Source organism: Nonomuraea sp. NPDC047529 (assembly GCF_040642995.1).
Lineage (GTDB): Bacteria > Actinomycetota > Actinomycetes > Streptosporangiales > Streptosporangiaceae > Nonomuraea.
In genome coordinates, this window is the sequence record NZ_JBEYTJ010000021.1 from 12,295 (window position 1) to 27,389 (window position 15,095).

General features: G+C 70.1%; 15 protein-coding genes. 14 read left to right on the plus strand and 1 reads right to left on the minus strand.

Going from position 1 to position 15,095, the window contains the following annotated elements; genetic code table 11:
- The first annotated feature begins 125 nt into the window (after window positions 1-125).
- The 6 genes from ABZ815_RS29360 to ABZ815_RS29385 all read left to right on the plus strand — a co-directional run bounded on the left by ABZ815_RS29360 (window position 126) and on the right by ABZ815_RS29385 (window position 5,479).
- A complete protein-coding gene (locus tag ABZ815_RS29360) occupies window positions 126-1,658 on the plus strand; it encodes a sodium:solute symporter (protein ID WP_357703453.1) in 1,533 nt (510 codons plus the stop codon).
- Window positions 1,655-2,272, plus strand: a complete 618-nt coding sequence (locus ABZ815_RS29365) for a SigE family RNA polymerase sigma factor (RefSeq protein WP_189648234.1) — start codon at window positions 1,655-1,657, stop codon at window positions 2,270-2,272. Before ABZ815_RS29360 ends, ABZ815_RS29365 begins: the two co-directional genes overlap by 4 nt.
- Complete coding sequence (locus ABZ815_RS29370) at window positions 2,269-2,622, plus strand: hypothetical protein (RefSeq protein ID WP_357703455.1); 354 nt, start codon at window positions 2,269-2,271, stop codon at window positions 2,620-2,622. The genes ABZ815_RS29365 and ABZ815_RS29370 overlap by 4 nt, the downstream gene beginning before the upstream one ends.
- A gap of 292 nt (window positions 2,623-2,914) precedes the next feature.
- Window positions 2,915-3,628: a hypothetical protein gene (locus tag ABZ815_RS29375; protein ID WP_357703456.1), complete on the plus strand. Its 714-nt coding sequence runs from the start codon at window positions 2,915-2,917 to the stop codon at window positions 3,626-3,628.
- 558 nt (window positions 3,629-4,186) lie between these two features.
- The gene (locus tag ABZ815_RS29380; protein WP_357703728.1) at window positions 4,187-4,453 is read left to right on the plus strand and encodes a MerR family transcriptional regulator; all 267 of its coding nucleotides are present in this window, start codon (window positions 4,187-4,189) and stop codon (window positions 4,451-4,453) included.
- 561 nt (window positions 4,454-5,014) lie between these two features.
- Window positions 5,015-5,479: a GNAT family N-acetyltransferase gene (locus ABZ815_RS29385; RefSeq protein ID WP_357703459.1), complete on the plus strand. Its 465-nt coding sequence runs from the start codon at window positions 5,015-5,017 to the stop codon at window positions 5,477-5,479.
- Between the two features lie 538 nt (window positions 5,480-6,017).
- Here ABZ815_RS29385 and ABZ815_RS29390 read toward each other — a convergent pair.
- Window positions 6,018-6,692, minus strand: coding sequence for a helix-turn-helix domain-containing protein (locus ABZ815_RS29390; protein ID WP_357703462.1), 675 nt, complete (start codon window positions 6,690-6,692; stop codon window positions 6,018-6,020).
- Between the two features lie 184 nt (window positions 6,693-6,876).
- Between ABZ815_RS29390 and ABZ815_RS29395 the strand changes: the two genes are divergently transcribed.
- From ABZ815_RS29395 to ABZ815_RS29430, 8 genes are all read left to right on the plus strand, one after another.
- Complete coding sequence (locus ABZ815_RS29395) at window positions 6,877-8,148, plus strand: serine hydrolase domain-containing protein (protein ID WP_357703464.1); 1,272 nt, start codon at window positions 6,877-6,879, stop codon at window positions 8,146-8,148.
- A gap of 532 nt (window positions 8,149-8,680) precedes the next feature.
- Window positions 8,681-9,280, plus strand: a complete 600-nt coding sequence (locus ABZ815_RS29400; RefSeq protein ID WP_357703467.1) for a PadR family transcriptional regulator — start codon at window positions 8,681-8,683, stop codon at window positions 9,278-9,280.
- A 142-nt stretch (window positions 9,281-9,422) separates the two neighbouring features.
- Window positions 9,423-10,301, plus strand: a complete 879-nt coding sequence (locus ABZ815_RS29405) for an alpha/beta hydrolase (RefSeq protein WP_357703469.1) — start codon at window positions 9,423-9,425, stop codon at window positions 10,299-10,301.
- 31 nt (window positions 10,302-10,332) lie between these two features.
- Window positions 10,333-10,797, plus strand: coding sequence for a hypothetical protein (locus tag ABZ815_RS29410; protein WP_357703471.1), 465 nt, complete (start codon window positions 10,333-10,335; stop codon window positions 10,795-10,797).
- A 68-nt stretch (window positions 10,798-10,865) separates the two neighbouring features.
- On the plus strand, window positions 10,866-11,513 hold the full coding sequence (locus tag ABZ815_RS29415; protein WP_357703474.1) for a hypothetical protein: 648 nt from the start codon (window positions 10,866-10,868) through the stop codon (window positions 11,511-11,513).
- Between the two features lie 199 nt (window positions 11,514-11,712).
- Entirely contained in the window at window positions 11,713-12,630 is a 918-nt protein-coding gene (locus tag ABZ815_RS29420) for an ABC transporter ATP-binding protein (protein ID WP_357703477.1), read from the plus strand.
- Window positions 12,627-14,192 carry an ABC transporter permease subunit gene (locus tag ABZ815_RS29425; protein WP_357703479.1) on the plus strand — a complete coding sequence of 522 codons (1,566 nt, stop codon included), beginning with the start codon at window positions 12,627-12,629 and terminating at the stop codon, window positions 14,190-14,192. Before ABZ815_RS29420 ends, ABZ815_RS29425 begins: the two co-directional genes overlap by 4 nt.
- Before the next feature lie 43 nt (window positions 14,193-14,235).
- On the plus strand, window positions 14,236-15,000 hold the full coding sequence (locus ABZ815_RS29430) for an ABC transporter permease (protein WP_357703481.1): 765 nt from the start codon (window positions 14,236-14,238) through the stop codon (window positions 14,998-15,000).
- Window positions 15,001-15,095: the final 95 nt, after the last annotated feature.

Genomic DNA, 15,095 nt, shown 5'->3' on the forward strand with positions numbered 1-15,095 from the left:
GGTTGCGGACGGTTCCGATCTGGTTTACGCCGATTTCGAGGAGATTTCGTGTCAACCAGCAGTGCGGATTACGCAACTTAGAAGTACTTCCCGGGCGTTGTGGACGGTGGCCGATGATTGAGCCGATGAGCACGGTGACGTTCCTCGCCGTGCTCGGCGGCACCTCCCTGCTCGCGGTCGCCGCGCGCTGGTTCCGGCCGCCTCCCGAGCTGCCCACGTTGGAGGACTGGGCGCTGGCGCGCCGCCAGTTCGGCACCCCGACGACGTGGTTCCTGCTCGGCGGGACCATCTACACGGCCTACACGTTCGCCGCCGTACCAGGTCTGGTGTACGGCACGGGCGCGCTCGGGTTCTTCGCCCTGCAGTACACCGTGATCATGTGCCCGCTGGCGTTCGTACTGCTCCCCCGGCTCTGGTCGGCGGCGCGTCGGCACGGGTACATCACCCCCGCGGACTTCGTCCGGGGTCATTACGGCTCCCCCGCCCTCGCACTGGTCGTCGCGGCGACCGGCGTGCTGGCGACCATGCCCTACATCGCGCTGCAACTGGTGGGCATCCGTTCGATCCTGTCCGCCGTCGGGCTGTACCCGAGGGGGGCGCTCGGCGACCTCGCGCTGGTCGCCGTGTTCGCTGTCCTCGCCGTGGCGACCTACCGGCACGGGCTGCGCGCGCCGGCGATCATCTCGCTGATGAAGGGCGCGGCCGTCTTCTGCGCGATCCTGGCCGTCTCCTTCCTCGTCCTCGATCGGTTCGGCGGGCCCGGGCCGATGTTCGACAGCGCGGAGCGCGCACTGTCCGGCGGGGAGACGACTCAGGCGTCGTTGACGCTCGATCCGAGCCAGTTCCCCGTCTACGCCACCCTGGCCCTCGGCTCGGCCCTCGCCCTGCTGATGTACCCCCACGTGCTGACGGCCGCCTTCGCCGCGTCCGGCCCGGACACGCTGCGCCGCGCGGCGGTCGCGCTGCCCCTGTGGACGGCGGTGCTCGGACTGTTCGCCATGCTCGGCGTCGCTGCGCTCGCCGCCGGCATCCAGCCCCCATCCACCGGCGCGGAAACCGCCGTCCCCCTGCTCGTCAAGGACCTGATGCCCGCCGCCCTCACCGGTCTGGTCTTCGGCGCTCTCACCGTGGGCGCGCTCGTACCGGCGGCGGTCATGTCGATCGCAGTGGCGACCTCGTTCGTTCGCAACATCTACGTCGAGTACTTCCATCCGAGGGCCACACCCAAGCACCAGACACGGATCGCCCAGATGGTCTCGCTCAGCACCAAGGTCGGGGCGGTCGTCTTCGTGTTCGGACTGCGCAACCAGGACGCCATCAATCTTCAACTGCTGGGCGGCGTCTGGATCCTGCAGACCTTCCCTGCCGTGGCGCTCGGCGTGTTCACCCGCCGTCTGCACCCCTGGGCGTTACTGGCCGGGTGGATGAGCGGTATGGCCGCGGGCACCCTCCTGGTGGTGCACAGCGGATTCTCGTCGCTGGTGCCCCTGGGCGTGGGCGGCCAGGAGATCCAGGCATACGCCGCGGTGGTCGCCATGACACTGAACCTCACCGTCGTCGTGACGTTGACCCCGCTCTTCAACCGGGTGGCCAGAACGCACACTCCGGCGTCGAGCTCTCCGGTCCCCCTACCCCCCGAAGCGGAGACGATCACATGACCGGGATTCGGCCACCCATACCATTGCCGACGTTCGCCGAATCCGGCTCCGTATCGGTCGACACGCCGCCCCCGGCACGGACGGACGGGCCGTCCGCCGGGGGACCGCCCACCCCCGGCCCGCCGGACGCCGGACGCGAGGCCGCGCTGACGCAGCTGTTCGAGACGCACTACACCGGCCTGCTCCGGCTGGCCGTGCTGCTCGGCGCCGACGACGCGGAGGACATCGTCGCCGAGGCGTTCTGCCAGCTGCACCGCCGCTGGAGCAGGCTGCGCTCGGCCGAGGCCGCCCTGCCCTACCTGCGCTCGGTGGTGTGCAACCTGGCCCGCATGAGACTGCGCCACTTGCAGGTCATCCGCAAGCACACCGATTGGACCACTGACCTCGAGCGGTCGGCCGAAAGCGTCGCCCTGCTCCACGACGATCAGAAAGCGCTCATCGAGGCCCTGCAGCGGCTCTCGGCCCGGCAGCGAGAGGCCCTCGTCCTGCGCTACTGGCTCGGTCTACGCGAAAGCGACATAGCCGAAGCCATGAGCATCTCCTGCGGTGCGGTCAAGGCGCACACCAGCCGCGGCATGGCCACCCTCACCAAGATCATGCAGGAGCGACGATGACGACCGGCCCCGCCAGCACCGAGGACCAGCTACGCGAGGTTCTCGACAAACTCGCCAACGGCGTCCAGCCGGCCCCGGACGCCTACCGCCGGGTCCAGGGCGAATGGCGACGGCGTGAGCGCAGACGCCGGCTCATCCTGGTCATCCTCGTGGTGCTCGTCCTCGCGATCACCGACATCGTGGGGCTGTGGGCGCTGAACCAGTACCAGGACCGGCCGCACGTGGCCCCCAGGGAGCCTGTACCGACCCGATCGCACGTGCCGCCCGCCAACGACCTGCCATCCGTGGGTCGTGGGTTCAAGTCCCACCCGCCCTACCACGCCCACCTGCGGCTTCACGCGGATCCGTAGTCGCGTCAGACGATCGCGAGTCATGGTGAGCCGCATGTGAGTCACGTCGCCTCCCGAGGCTTGCCGATCTTCCGGCCAACGTAGTCCGGCCACCTCCCCGCGCCGCCAGGCCGTCTCCCGACGAGCCGTCCACACCACCGGATGCGTCCGCACCGGCGCGGGCAACCGGACGCCCTGCGCCGGATCGACGGCGATCAGGTCCTCACGTACCGCGTGGTTCAGCGCCGCCCGCAACGTCGCCCGGATCCGCTCCGGCGCCTTTGACAGCCTGGGCCACCACAGGAAGGCCCTGGTGGCGGTGCACGAGCAGGCCGTCGACGCGGTCGTCGACCTCAGGCGCAACGAGGCCCACGGCCAGGACTCGCTGTTCGGCGAGCCCGGCCGGAGCAGCGCGTTCTCGACCGCGATCCCGCAGGGCGAATGGGACCGCGCCACCCTGCTCGCCTTCGAACGCGAAATGCTCGGCCTGTACGTCAGCAGCCATCCGCTCGACGGAGCCGAACACGTCCTGGACGCCAACCGCGACACCACCATCGCCGAGCTGCGGTCCTCCGGGCGACAGGACGCACCCGTCCGCGTCAGCGGCATCGTCTCCGGTCTGCAGCGCAAGATCACCAAGCAGGGCAGCCCCTGGGCGATCGTCACCCTCGAAGACCACGACGCCGCCGTCGAGTGCCTCATCTTTCCCAAGACCTACACCCTGTACGGCGAAGCGCTCCACCCCTTGCCCGGATCGACGAACGCCACATCAGCCGACGCCTGCGCGCGTAAGCCGCCGTGCCGTCGTCGAACACCGTCGGATGCGCCGCGCGGAGCGGCCGCTTCTTGTCCGGCCGTGGCCGCCTGTCGTGTATGGCCGGCGAGGACGACGCGTCCAATGCCGCCCAGCTGGAGACCCATCCCAGCCGCCCTCGCCGCCGGCCGGTCGGAAGGCTGCCACGCCCGGAGCCGAAAATCTGTAGTGGCGGGGGTAGACATTCGCGAGTGTGGGCATTATGGTTTCTGACATCGCAAGAAACGGATCCACCGGGCAGCGAAGTAGTTCCTTGGCATCACGACGAACTGCCCGCAGCAAGACGAAGTCAGAGGTTGACGGCAGAAGGTCGGACGTGACGGGCCAGCGCAGTGGATAGGGGCCCTGATCGTGGACGCGCTGCCGAAGGTGAAGTTGGCAAGTGATCCGGAAGAGAAGGAAGAAGGGAGTGTTGACGCCATCGGGATCGCCCGTTGCCGGCTGAAGTTCCGCCGCTCGGGTACCGCAGTTCCACGGGATTGGAAGGTGGTCTACGGTCACGCATCCGCGATCCGCGCATCACCGCCGCTGTCTGCGGCGGATGCGCACAACAGTAAGCCGGCCGGATGGCCGGTAGATGGTGTTGAACTCTTTCGGGGCCCCGGCGCAACAGGCGCCGGGGCCCCTGTACGCGTGACGAGAAGGGAATATATGGATCAACGTCGCTCGGCTGCCGAGGGTGACACACTGGCTCGCGGCAGGATTACGAAAACAACGGCCGAACGCACGGCCGAAGACCGCTTCGACGATGAGGACTACCCCGCCTACAGCATGGGCGCTGCCGCCGAAATGCTCGGCGTCACTCCCACGTTCCTGCGGGCCCTGGGCGCCGCCCACCTGATCGAGCCGAAACGCTCCGGCGGCGGCCACCGCCGCTACTCCCGTTACCAACTGCGCCTGGCCACGCGCGCCCGAGAGCTCGTCGATCAGGGCACTCCCGTGGAAGCAGCCTGCCGGATCATCATCCTGGAAGACCAGCTCGCCGAGGCGCTGCGGATCAACGCCGAATACGAACGCGAGCGCGCCGCCGGAACCTAGCGGACGACGCCGGAACCTAGCGGCCGACGCTGCCCCCTGCGGCCTGGTCTCCGACTGCGCTGACCAGGCCAACTGCCGGTCGGCGCTGAGCGTCGGATGCCGATGCTCGGCCAGTACCCGGGGAGCGGTGGCCCGCATGCCCAACAGCACCTCGCGCTCATCGGCCTTGGCACCGCTCAGCGCGAACAACACCGGCAACCCGCCCAGGGTGCCCACCAGGTGCAGGCGCAGCCCCCAGAAGTAGCGGGAATGGGAGGCACAGTAGCCGGACTCGGCCCACCCGGCCAGGGCGCTGCGCCGCGCGGGTCTCCGCCGAGCGGCCGCACTCCACCGGCGTGGAGTCGGCCACCCACACCTCATCACTCCACAGCGAAGTGTCGCAGGCCAGGACCGGATCACCGCCGCTACCAGGGCCGACAGTACACCCCAGTACAGGACGGAGACCCGGCCGCCGGCATGCGCCCGTTGGCGGGGCCGGCGCTGTAGACCATCGCCACGGTGGCGGCGCCGTATGCATCCCTGCACCAGGAGGGATCTTGTCAGTAGAGGAAGATCGCTCCTATGAACACCGACAACTTCCGCGCGCTGTCTGTTCGAGCCGGCGAAGCGGTCGATGCCGAGGCCCTCGTCGTCCTTGATTCGGTCGCGAGATCCGATGGAGGCGAGCGGCGCGGCAGCATCGAACGTTGGTGTCGCGACGGGTCCGTCCTTGTGGCCGGCACTCCGGCCGGCCTGGTCGGCTACTGCGTCGTCGAGTACACCTTCTTCGAGCAGGGCTTCGTGACGATGCTTATGGTGGCTGAGGCCGCCCGGGGGCATGGCGTCGGCGAGAGGCTACTGCGCGCCGCAGCAGCTTCATGCCGGACCGCGAAGCTGTTCACCTCAACGAACCTGTCCAACCATCCCATGCAGCGGCTGCTCCAGCGGGTCGGCTGGCGGCCGGTAGGGATGGTGCACGGCCTCGATGAAGGTGATCCTGAGGTCTTCTACCTCCGCACTCTTCCGAGCACCGAAAGTGCAGAGTAATTCCGCCAGTGCACGGATGTCCTGGGCGTTGGCGCACACCTTGGAGCGGGGCGTCCTGTCGGCCACGGCGAGGCCCTGGCTGCCGCGAGCCCAGGAGCGGTACTGCACGTCGTGCCAGGGATGGGGCATGTCCTGACTTCACCCGGCCTGCCCGGGGAGGTCGCCGACCTGATCCGGCCGTGATCGCCTTGCGGAGGCGGGCTGTGCCCATGGGCAGGGGCGCGGTGAGCCGTCTTTCGATGGTGGCGACCCTGAGGACCGAGTGGCGTCAGTACCGGGCCCCCTCCACCGCCACATCCTCGACGTGCTTGAGCTTCGCCCAGCCGGTCAGGCACGCGATCTCTGTCGCACTCGATACCACCGACGACGTCCGGCCAGGCGGTGCAACGGGCCCGCGCTGGACGCCGCCTGACAGGTCCGGGCGAGGTGGATTCCGGACGCAGACGACCACCTTCCATGGCCGTGTCCGGCGCCTTGATCCAAGAGGGTGTCGCCGAAGTTTGATCTCGCTCTCGCCAGGTGGTTCGGCTGAGACCCGTCACGTCAGGAGGTGGCGCCAGCGGCCGGCTGACTCCATGATGTCCAGGCTGACGTGTTCCAGGTACGCCGCCGTCTTGGCCAGCCGTCGCCCCACGGGGCTGTCGAGCCCGTACGTCTCCGCCGCCGCCGTCGCGGCCCGCACTGTCTCGAGCGTCCGCCGCTCGCTGATCATGATCGCGTGGTACCAGGCCTCGTCGTCGATCACGTAGATGTCGCGACGCCGCCGCGGATCGCGCTCGCGACGGACGAATCCCTGCTGGGCCAGGAAGTTCACGGCCACGGAGACGGAGGCCGGGCTGACCTTCAGTCGGTGGGCCAGTTCGGCGGCGGTGCGCCTGCCGTCCTCGGCCAGCATCAGGTCGTGGTGCACGCGCGCGGCCGTCCTCGGCATCCCCGCTCTGACCACCATTTCGATGATCTCCTGTTCCATCGTGGTGACCGGCGGTGTGGCCTCGAGCGGAGGGGCCGGTGTGCCGCGCCGGGCCCGCTGGATCGTCGCTTGGTGTGCCTGCTGGGGCCGGTAGCCGGCGGGGCCGCCGTTGCGTGCGAGCTCCCGGGTGATCGTCGAGGTCGGCCGGTCGAGCCGCCTGGCGATCTCGCGGTAGGAGAGTCCGTCAGCGAGTCCGGCCGCGATGCGCTGGCGGTCCTGCTGGGTCAATCGTCGTCCTGGCATGCCGCCAGTGTTGCCTTAGCCGCCATTCATTGCAACATGGTGTTGCTTTCGAGCGCAGGGTCATTGCGCCTAATTTGTCGCCATTTACCTGGGAAAACGTTGTTCATCGGATTGACCTATCTCTGAATGCAACGTAGCTTTCGAGCTGCGCAAGACACGTACTATCGCGTAGCGAGGAGTGGTCATGGATCAATCTCTCCATACCGTCAAGAGCACCAGGGTGCGGAGGCCGCGGGTCTCCCCGCGAGTGGCGGTCACGGCGCTGGCGGCCGCGCTGCTGGCCGGGGCGGCCGCCCCGGCCGTGGCCGCCGCGGACAGCAGGGCCGTGCCGAAGGCCGCTGCCGGACAAGACCGCCCGGAACTGCAGAAGGCCATCCAGGCGTTCGTCGATGCCGGCTTCCTCGGGATGCAGGCGCGCGTGAACGATGAGCGGGGCGAGTGGGTCGGCAGCGCCGGGCAGCGCAAGCTGGGCGCGAGCGCCAAGCCGCCGACGAACGGGCACTTCCGGATCGGCAGCGCCACCAAGCCCTTCATCGCGACCGTGGTACTGCAACTGGTGGCCGACGGCAAGATCGGACTGGATGCGCCGGTGGCAGACTACCTGCCCGAGTTCGAGCTGGACCGGCGGATCACGGTGCGGATGCTGCTGCAGCACACCAGCGGGTTGTACGCCTACACCGGCGAGTTCCGCCCTGACGGTTCGGTCGAGCCGGGGATCCCCGCGGCGGGCAAGGAGTGGGTGGACAACCGGTTCAAGACCTACCAGCCGGAGGAGCTGGTGCGCTTCGCGATGTCCAGGCTGGCGCGGTTCGAGCCGGGAAAGGGCTGGAGCTACTCCAACACCAACTACACACTGGCCCAGCTGCTGATCGAGAAGGTCACCGGCCACTCGCTCGCCGAGGAGATGAAGCGACGGATCCTGCGGCCGCTCAAGCTGCGAGGCACCGTGGTGCCGGGCACCACGGATCTCCCCGCCCCGCACGCCCACGGCTACTACCGCTACCAGGACGAGGGCGGCCGGTGGAAGGTGGTCGACGTCACCCGCCAGAACCCCTCCCTGCAGGCCGGCAACGGTGACATGATCTCGACCACCAAGGATCTCCACACGTTCTTCTCCGCGCTGAACGGCGGCAAGCTCCTTCCGGCCCGGCTGATGGCCGAGATGCGCGAGCCGCACCCGAAGAGCGCCGGCATCTTCGGCAGTTACGGCCTCGGGATGTACGTGCAGGACCTGGGTCCGGGCTGCGGCATCGTCCTCAACCACAACGGCAGCGCCACGGGGGGCTACTCGACGGCGATGCTCAGCACGCCCGATGGAAAGAAGACCCTGACCGCTTCGATCACCTTCGGGGACGTCGCACCCGACCTGGCACAGGCGTTCTCGAAGGCGCTGCCCAACCTTCTCAGGCAAGTGTTCTGCGGCGGGTTGGCCGACGAGGCCACACCGGCTCCGTAGACGGGGCCGAGCACCCTGGACCCGTACACCTCGAAGGCGGGACCCGTTTCGGGAGGCAGAGAGATTGGTAACGGAATCCGGCGTTCGCGGCGTTCCCGCTGGTCAACGAGCCGAGCGTCTTCCCGCCGCCGAACGCGGCTCACGCCGGATTCCGTGCGGTTGCACAGCGCGACATCGACTCCCTACAGTCACGTCAGATGGCGCTGATCCGGACGGTGAAACACGCCGGGCGAAGAAGCACGAACGATCATCATGCCGCTCGGAGTTTCCTGCCTGGACGGGTGGAGACCGCCTCTGCCAGTCCGGGCTACGCAAGGCCATGACCTGGCCGGACAGGATTGTCGGCAGGCGCGGAACCGCCTGTGGCGCTTCAGGGCGACCCGCCCCCCCGGTCCCCGCCGCTGCCGGCCGCTCACCGACCTTCGATGAACGCACGGCTACGGCCGCGCCGTGCGGATGCCTCTTGCGGCTCGATGCTCGCATACGTATATTCGTCTACGAGTAATCGTGTGCGAGTGAGGAGGTGATGAGGATGGCCGAGCGGCGACCGGTGAGGAATCTGCTGGCGCTGGCCGTGCTCACCATCGCCGTCCAGCGGCCCATGCATCCCTACGAGATGGCCTCCGTACTGCGGGCCCGGGGCAAGGACCAGGACATGCCCATCAAGTGGGGCTCGCTCTACACCGTCGTACGGAACCTCGCCAAACACGGACTGCTGGAAGCGGTGGAGAGCGGCCGGCAGGGCGCCCGCCCCGAACGGACCGTCTACCGCGTCACCGAAGCCGGACGCCGCGAGGCCGCGGACTGGACCCGCGAACTGCTGTCCACCCCCCGACGGGAGCCGTCGTCGTTCGAGGCCGGGCTGTCGGTGATGGGCGGCCTCCGTCCCGACGAGGTCGCAACGCTGCTACGACGGCGGTCGCGGCTGCTGGCGGAACGCATCGAGGACGCCCGCCGGACCCTGGCGGAGGAGCGGGGCGAAGTGCCCAGGCTCTTCCTCATCGAGTCGGAGTACGCGCTGGCGATGCTGGAGGCACAGGCCGCCTGGGTGCGCTCGCTGCTGACGGAACTGTCCGAGGGCACGTTCCCCGACCTGGACGCCTGGCGCGCCTTCCACACGACCGAAGAGTGAAAGATCCCGGCGGCGGTGCTGCAACACCACCGCCGGGAGACCTCGGGAACCGAAGAAACCGCGAAGCGGAGCCCCGGCCACGAGATACCACGGACAACGATAGCCGGGCTCCCTTCCCGTACCGCAACGAAGGGAAGCCATCATGACCACGACCACCATCGGCTCGGTGACGTCGGCCGACGGCACCACGATCGGCTACCGCGAGATCGGGCACGGCCCCGGCCTGGTGATCCTGCACGGCGCCATGCAGACGGGAGACAGCCAGCTCGAACTGGCCGAGGCCCTGTCCCAGGACTTCACCTGCTACCTGCCCGACCGTCGCGGCCGCGGCCGCAGCGGTCCCGTCGGCCCCGGCTACGGCCTGCACCGGGAGGTGGAGGACCTGGAGGCGCTGATCGACGCCACCGGCGCACGCCACGTCGCGGGCGTGAGCTCAGGCGCGATCATCACGTTGCGCACCCTGCTCGTCCGCCCCGATCTGGACAGCGCCGTCGTCTTCGAGCCGCCGCTCTTCACCGACGGGTCGGCCCCGGCCGCCTGCCTGCCCCGCCTCGACCGGGAGATCGTGGAAGGCCGGACCGCGGCGGCGCTCGTCACCGGCATGAAGGCCGCCCGGCTCGGGCCGCCGATCTTCCAGGTCCTGCCGCGCCGGGTGCTCGAACTGCTGACCGGCCTGATGCTGAGGAGCGAGGGCAAGGACGCCGTGCCCGGCGGGCCACCGACGTTCGAACAGCTCGCTCCGACACTGCGCCAGGACATCCGGCTGGCCGCGGACGCGTCGGGCGACCTGACCGAGTACGGGACGGTACAGCCCGAAGTGCTGCTGCTCGGCGGCAGCAAGAGCCCCGCCTACCTGCGTGCCGCCCTGGAGCGGCTGGAACGGGTCCTGCCGCACGCCCGGCGCACGCTCCTGGAAGGGCTCGACCACAGCGCCACCGTGAACGCCGCCCAGCGCGGTCGCCCCGAGCGCGTGGCCGCCGTGATCCGCCACTTCCTCGGCCCCGGACGCGACGGTTCATGAACCACTGCCCGCACCCCACCACCTGAGACCGTTGCGCGCCTCGTCCCTCGACGGGCAACTGCACGTACTGCTGACCGCGAGCTTCGCCTGGTACCAGCTGCTGATGACCGGCAGCCGCCTCGGGGCCGCCAGCGCACTGGTCGAGCGGGTGCTGCTCGACGACCGGGTGCCCGAGTCCGAACGGGTCCGGCTGATGGTGGAGACCGAGGGCGCGATGTCGGCCGCGGAGGCCGTCGCCTGCCGGATCGACGCAGGCGGCCCGGACGAGTCGACGCTCGCCGACTCGCTCCACGTCCGGTACTGCGTGCAGGACGCCCTCTCCCGGGTGGTCCCGCGTGCGGTCGAACTGCTCGGCGACCTCGACCCCACGGCCTCCGACGAGGTCGGCCACCTCGCCACCTGCGCCAATGAGCTGGCCCTGCAGCCGCCGGCACGGACCCGGATGACCGGTCCGCTGGCGGCGTACCTGGCCGGCGGGCCGCTCACCATCGCCTGACTCCGCTTCCCCGCGACGGACACGGACCTCACCACCCACCACGGCGGCCCGCAGATAGGATCGGCCGGGTGCGCCGGACGGATCTGACAGGGGCGGCCGACAGCGAATCCTGGGTCGGCCTCGGCCTGGAGCTTCAGCACGCGGCCCTGCCGGGACTGCGGCCGGAGGCGGCGAACGGGAATCGGATGGTCCTGTCGCAGGGGCCGGATGCGGTGCTGTTCGCCAAGATCGACGACGACCGAGGCGGAGTCGAATACTCCCGTACGGAGAACTACCGGTCACCCCTGGCTCCCTTGCGGGCCGCCGAGGCGCGCGCGATCACCGAGCCGGGGCAACCGCCCTGGTACGCCCGCTGGGCGCATCGCTTCGCCGACGCCCTGGCAGCCTCCCCCATCGGTCCGTTCCACGAGGGGCGGTGGGTGCTCTCCCGGCGGCTTGCCGGGGAGGACGTGTCGGCCGACCGATGGCGTTCCCTGTTGCTCGTTGATCATCCAGACGGCTACGTCGACTGGTTCACCGGCTCATGGAAGGTCATGCCCCTGCGGCAGATGTCACCGCCCGACCACGGCAGAGCGCAGGCCTACCGCAAGCAGGCTCGGGAGGGAATCCTGCCGCCCGCCTTGCTCTGGTGGTTCAGCGGACTCCACTGCTACGTGATCCTGGACGGCCACGACCGTCTCGTCGCCGCCATCGCCGAGAACCGGAAGATCGACTGACCCGCGTCACTCCGAGGCCCACAAGAGTGGTGATGGCCAGCAGGAACATGGCACCGCCCAGGGCGGCGAAGCGCGATCGTACGGTGTGCGCCGGTCGTCGCCGCTTTCGCATGAGTTCCAGGAGGCCGTGCCGGACCTGACAGCGATGTGACAGCCTCCGTTCGGCCCGTGTTACAGCCGGGTCCGTACAACCGATCGCATGCGAGCAACCATCGAAGTCAGCGGGCTGCGCAAACGATTCGGCTCGACCCTGGCGCTGGACGGCATGTCGTTCACCGTGCCGCCCGGCCAGGTCACCGGGTTCGTCGGCCCCAACGGGGCGGGCAAGTCCACCACGATGCGGGTGATCCTCGGCCTGGACGCGGCCGACGAGGGCCAGGCGCTGATCGGCGGACGGCCGTACACCAGCCTGCGCGACCCGCTCACCCACGTCGGCGCGCTGCTGGACGCCGGGGCGCTGCAGCCGAGCCGCACCGCGCGCAACCACCTGCTGTGGCTGGCCCACTCCCAGGGCCTGGACGGCAGGCGGGTCGACGAGGTGCTCCAGCAGGTGGGGATGCACTCCGCCGCCCGGCGCAAGGCGGGCGGCTTCTCGCTGGGCATGCGCCAACGGCTCGGCATCGCGGCCGCGCTGCTCGGGGATCCGCCGGTGCTCATGCTGGACGAGCCGGTCAACGGCCTTGATCCCGAGGGCATCGTGTGGATGCGCGGCTTCCTGCGGTCGCTGGCCGGCGAAGGGAGGGCCGTGCTGGTGTCCAGCCATCTGATGAGCGAACTGGAGGACACCGCCGACCATCTCGTGGTGGTGGGCAGGGGCCGCGTCATCGCCGACACCAGCGTGGCCGATCTCATCACGACCGCCTCCCGCGGCCGGGTCACACTGCGGACGGCGGCGCCCTCGGCGGCGATGTCCGTACTGGGCCAGGCCGGCGCCACGACGGCCGTCACCGATCGCGACACGATCGTCGTCTCAGGGCTGCCGTCGGAGCACGTCGTGGCCGTGCTCAACGCCAACGCGGTGCCGTTCTCCGAGGTGGCGACGCATCGGGTGACGCTGGAGCAGGCGTACATGGACCTCACCGCCCATGCGGTCGAGTACCGGGGAACGGCACGATGAGCGCCCTTTCACACCGCTCGGAACCGCAGACCGGGCGCGGAGGGTTCGGGCGGTTGCTGCGCGCCGAGTGGACCAAGTTCAGGACGGTGCGCGGCTGGGTGGTCACCTTGACGGCGGCGGCGCTGGTCACCGTGCTGCTCGGGTTGCTGTCGGCGTCCAGCAACCACGCCTCGTGCAGCGCCGGTCCGGTCGAGGTCGCCTGTCCACCGCCTCTGACGGGGCCGGACGGCGAAGCGGTGGACGACAAGTTCTCCTTCGTGCATCGGCCGCTGGCCGGGGACGGCGGCATCACCGTCCGCCTCACCTCCATGACCGGCAGGATCCGTAAGCCCGACGTCACCCCAGGGGCGCGCAACGAGGTTGCCGGGCTCGTGCCGTGGGCGAAGGCCGGAGTCATGATCAAGGAGAGCACCAAGCAGGGCTCCGCCTACGCGGCGGTGATGATGACCGGCGCGCACGGGGTGCGGATGCAGCACAACTTCACCCATGACACGGCCGGCCGGCCGGGCGGCGTCTCCCGGCAGTCGCCGCGCTGGCTGCGGCTGACCCGCGCCGGCGACACCCTCACCGGGTACGAGTCCGCCGACGGCACGCACTGGACCGAGATCGGCACCGCAGCCCTGGCCGGGCTACCGGCGACCGTCCAGGTCGGGTTGTTCGCGACCTCCCCCGGGGATCTGACGGTCACGCAGGGGGATCTCGGCGGGTCCGTCGCGGCGGCCCGCTTCACCGAAGCCACCGGCGAGTTCGACCAGGTCACGCTGCAGGGCAGCACGCCTGGCGCGTGGCGCAACGACGACATCGGCGTCACCATCGGTCCCGATGGTGCCGAGCACCACCCGGGCCGCGCCGGCTGGTCCGGCGGCGCCTTCTCCGTCACCGGCGTCGGCGACATCGCGCCGGCCATCGAGGGCCCGACCCTCGAACGTCCCCTCAGCAGCGCGCTGACCGGCCTGATCCTGGTGATCGTGGTGGCGGTCATGTTCGTCACCGCCGAGTACCGGCACGGCCTGATCCGCCTCACCCTGCTGGCCGGCCCGCGCCGCGGCCGGACGCTGGCGGCCAAGGCGCTGGCGCTCGGCCTGGTCACCTTCGCGGCCGCCCTGCCCGCCACGGCGATCACCTTCACGGTCGGCGGGCGGATCCTGCGCGACAACGGCAACGCCGTCCTCCCGGTGTCCGGGCTCACCCAGGTGCGCATCGTGGTCGGCATGGCGGCGCTGTTCGCGCTGGCCGCCGTGCTCGCCCTCGCCCTCGGCGCGCTCCTGCGGCGCAGTGTCGCGGCGGTCATCACCGCCATCGCGGTGATCGTGGTCCCGCATGTCCTCGCCACCACCTCGGTCCTGCCGGACAGCGCGGCGCAATGGCTGCTGCGCGTCACCCCGGCGGCCGGCTTCGCCACGCAGCAGAGCATCCCGCAGTACGCGCACGTGCTCGGCCACTACGCGCCCATCGCCGGGTTCTACCCGCTGCCGCCGTGGGCCGGTCTGGCCGTGCTGGCCGGTTATACCGCGCTCGCCCTCGGATCGGCCGTCCTTCGACTCCGCAGGAGGGACGCATGAGACATCCCCATGGGGACCTCCTCCGATGTCGCGGGAGGAGTGCGTGAGAGAGCACCTGCATGCGGAGTGGACGAAACTCCGCACCCTGGCCGGCACCGGCCGGCTGCTGCTCGCGGTCGTGGTGCTGACCGTCGCCGTCAGCGTCGCGGCCTCCGCCGTCGTGTCCTGTGCCTCGGAGGACTGCGGCTACGACCCCGCCAAGATCGGCCTGTTCGGGGTCCAGGTGAGCCAGGCGGTCGTCGCCATCCTGGCCGTCCTGGCGATCACCGACGAATACGGCACCGGCATGATCCGCCTCACCCTGACCGCCATGCCGCGCCGGACCGGCGTCCTGGCCGCCAAGGCGATCATTCTGGCCGGCTTGACACTGATCGCCGGGAGCGTCGCCGTGCTCGCCTCCGCGCTGGCCGCGCGGCGCATCCTGCTCGACAACGGGTTCCCCGCCGACACGCTCCTCCTCACCAGCGGTCCCATGCTGCGCGCCGCCGTCGGCTCGGTCCTCTACCTGGCGCTGATCGCCCTGTTCAGCCTGGGGGTCGCCACCGCCGTACGAGACTCCGCCACCGCCATCGGGGTCGTGCTCGGCCTGCTCTACCTCTTCCCCGCCCTCATTCTCGTGATCGCCGACGAGGACTGGCAGCGGCTCCTCTGGCAGATCTCCCCGATGAACGCCGGGCTCGCCATCCAGGCCACCACCGACCTCGCCGGCCTCCCGCTCAGCCCATGGGCCGGCCTGAGCGTACTCGCCGCTTGGGCCACCGCGGCGCTCCTGGGCGGCGGGCTGCTCCTGCGGATGCGCGACGCATAGCCGCCGGCCGGATCCCGGGCGAGCCGGCGGGCGCCGGGGGGGGCGGGGCGGCGGGGGGGGGGGGTGGGCTGTTGTGGGTGGTGCGGTGAGTGTGT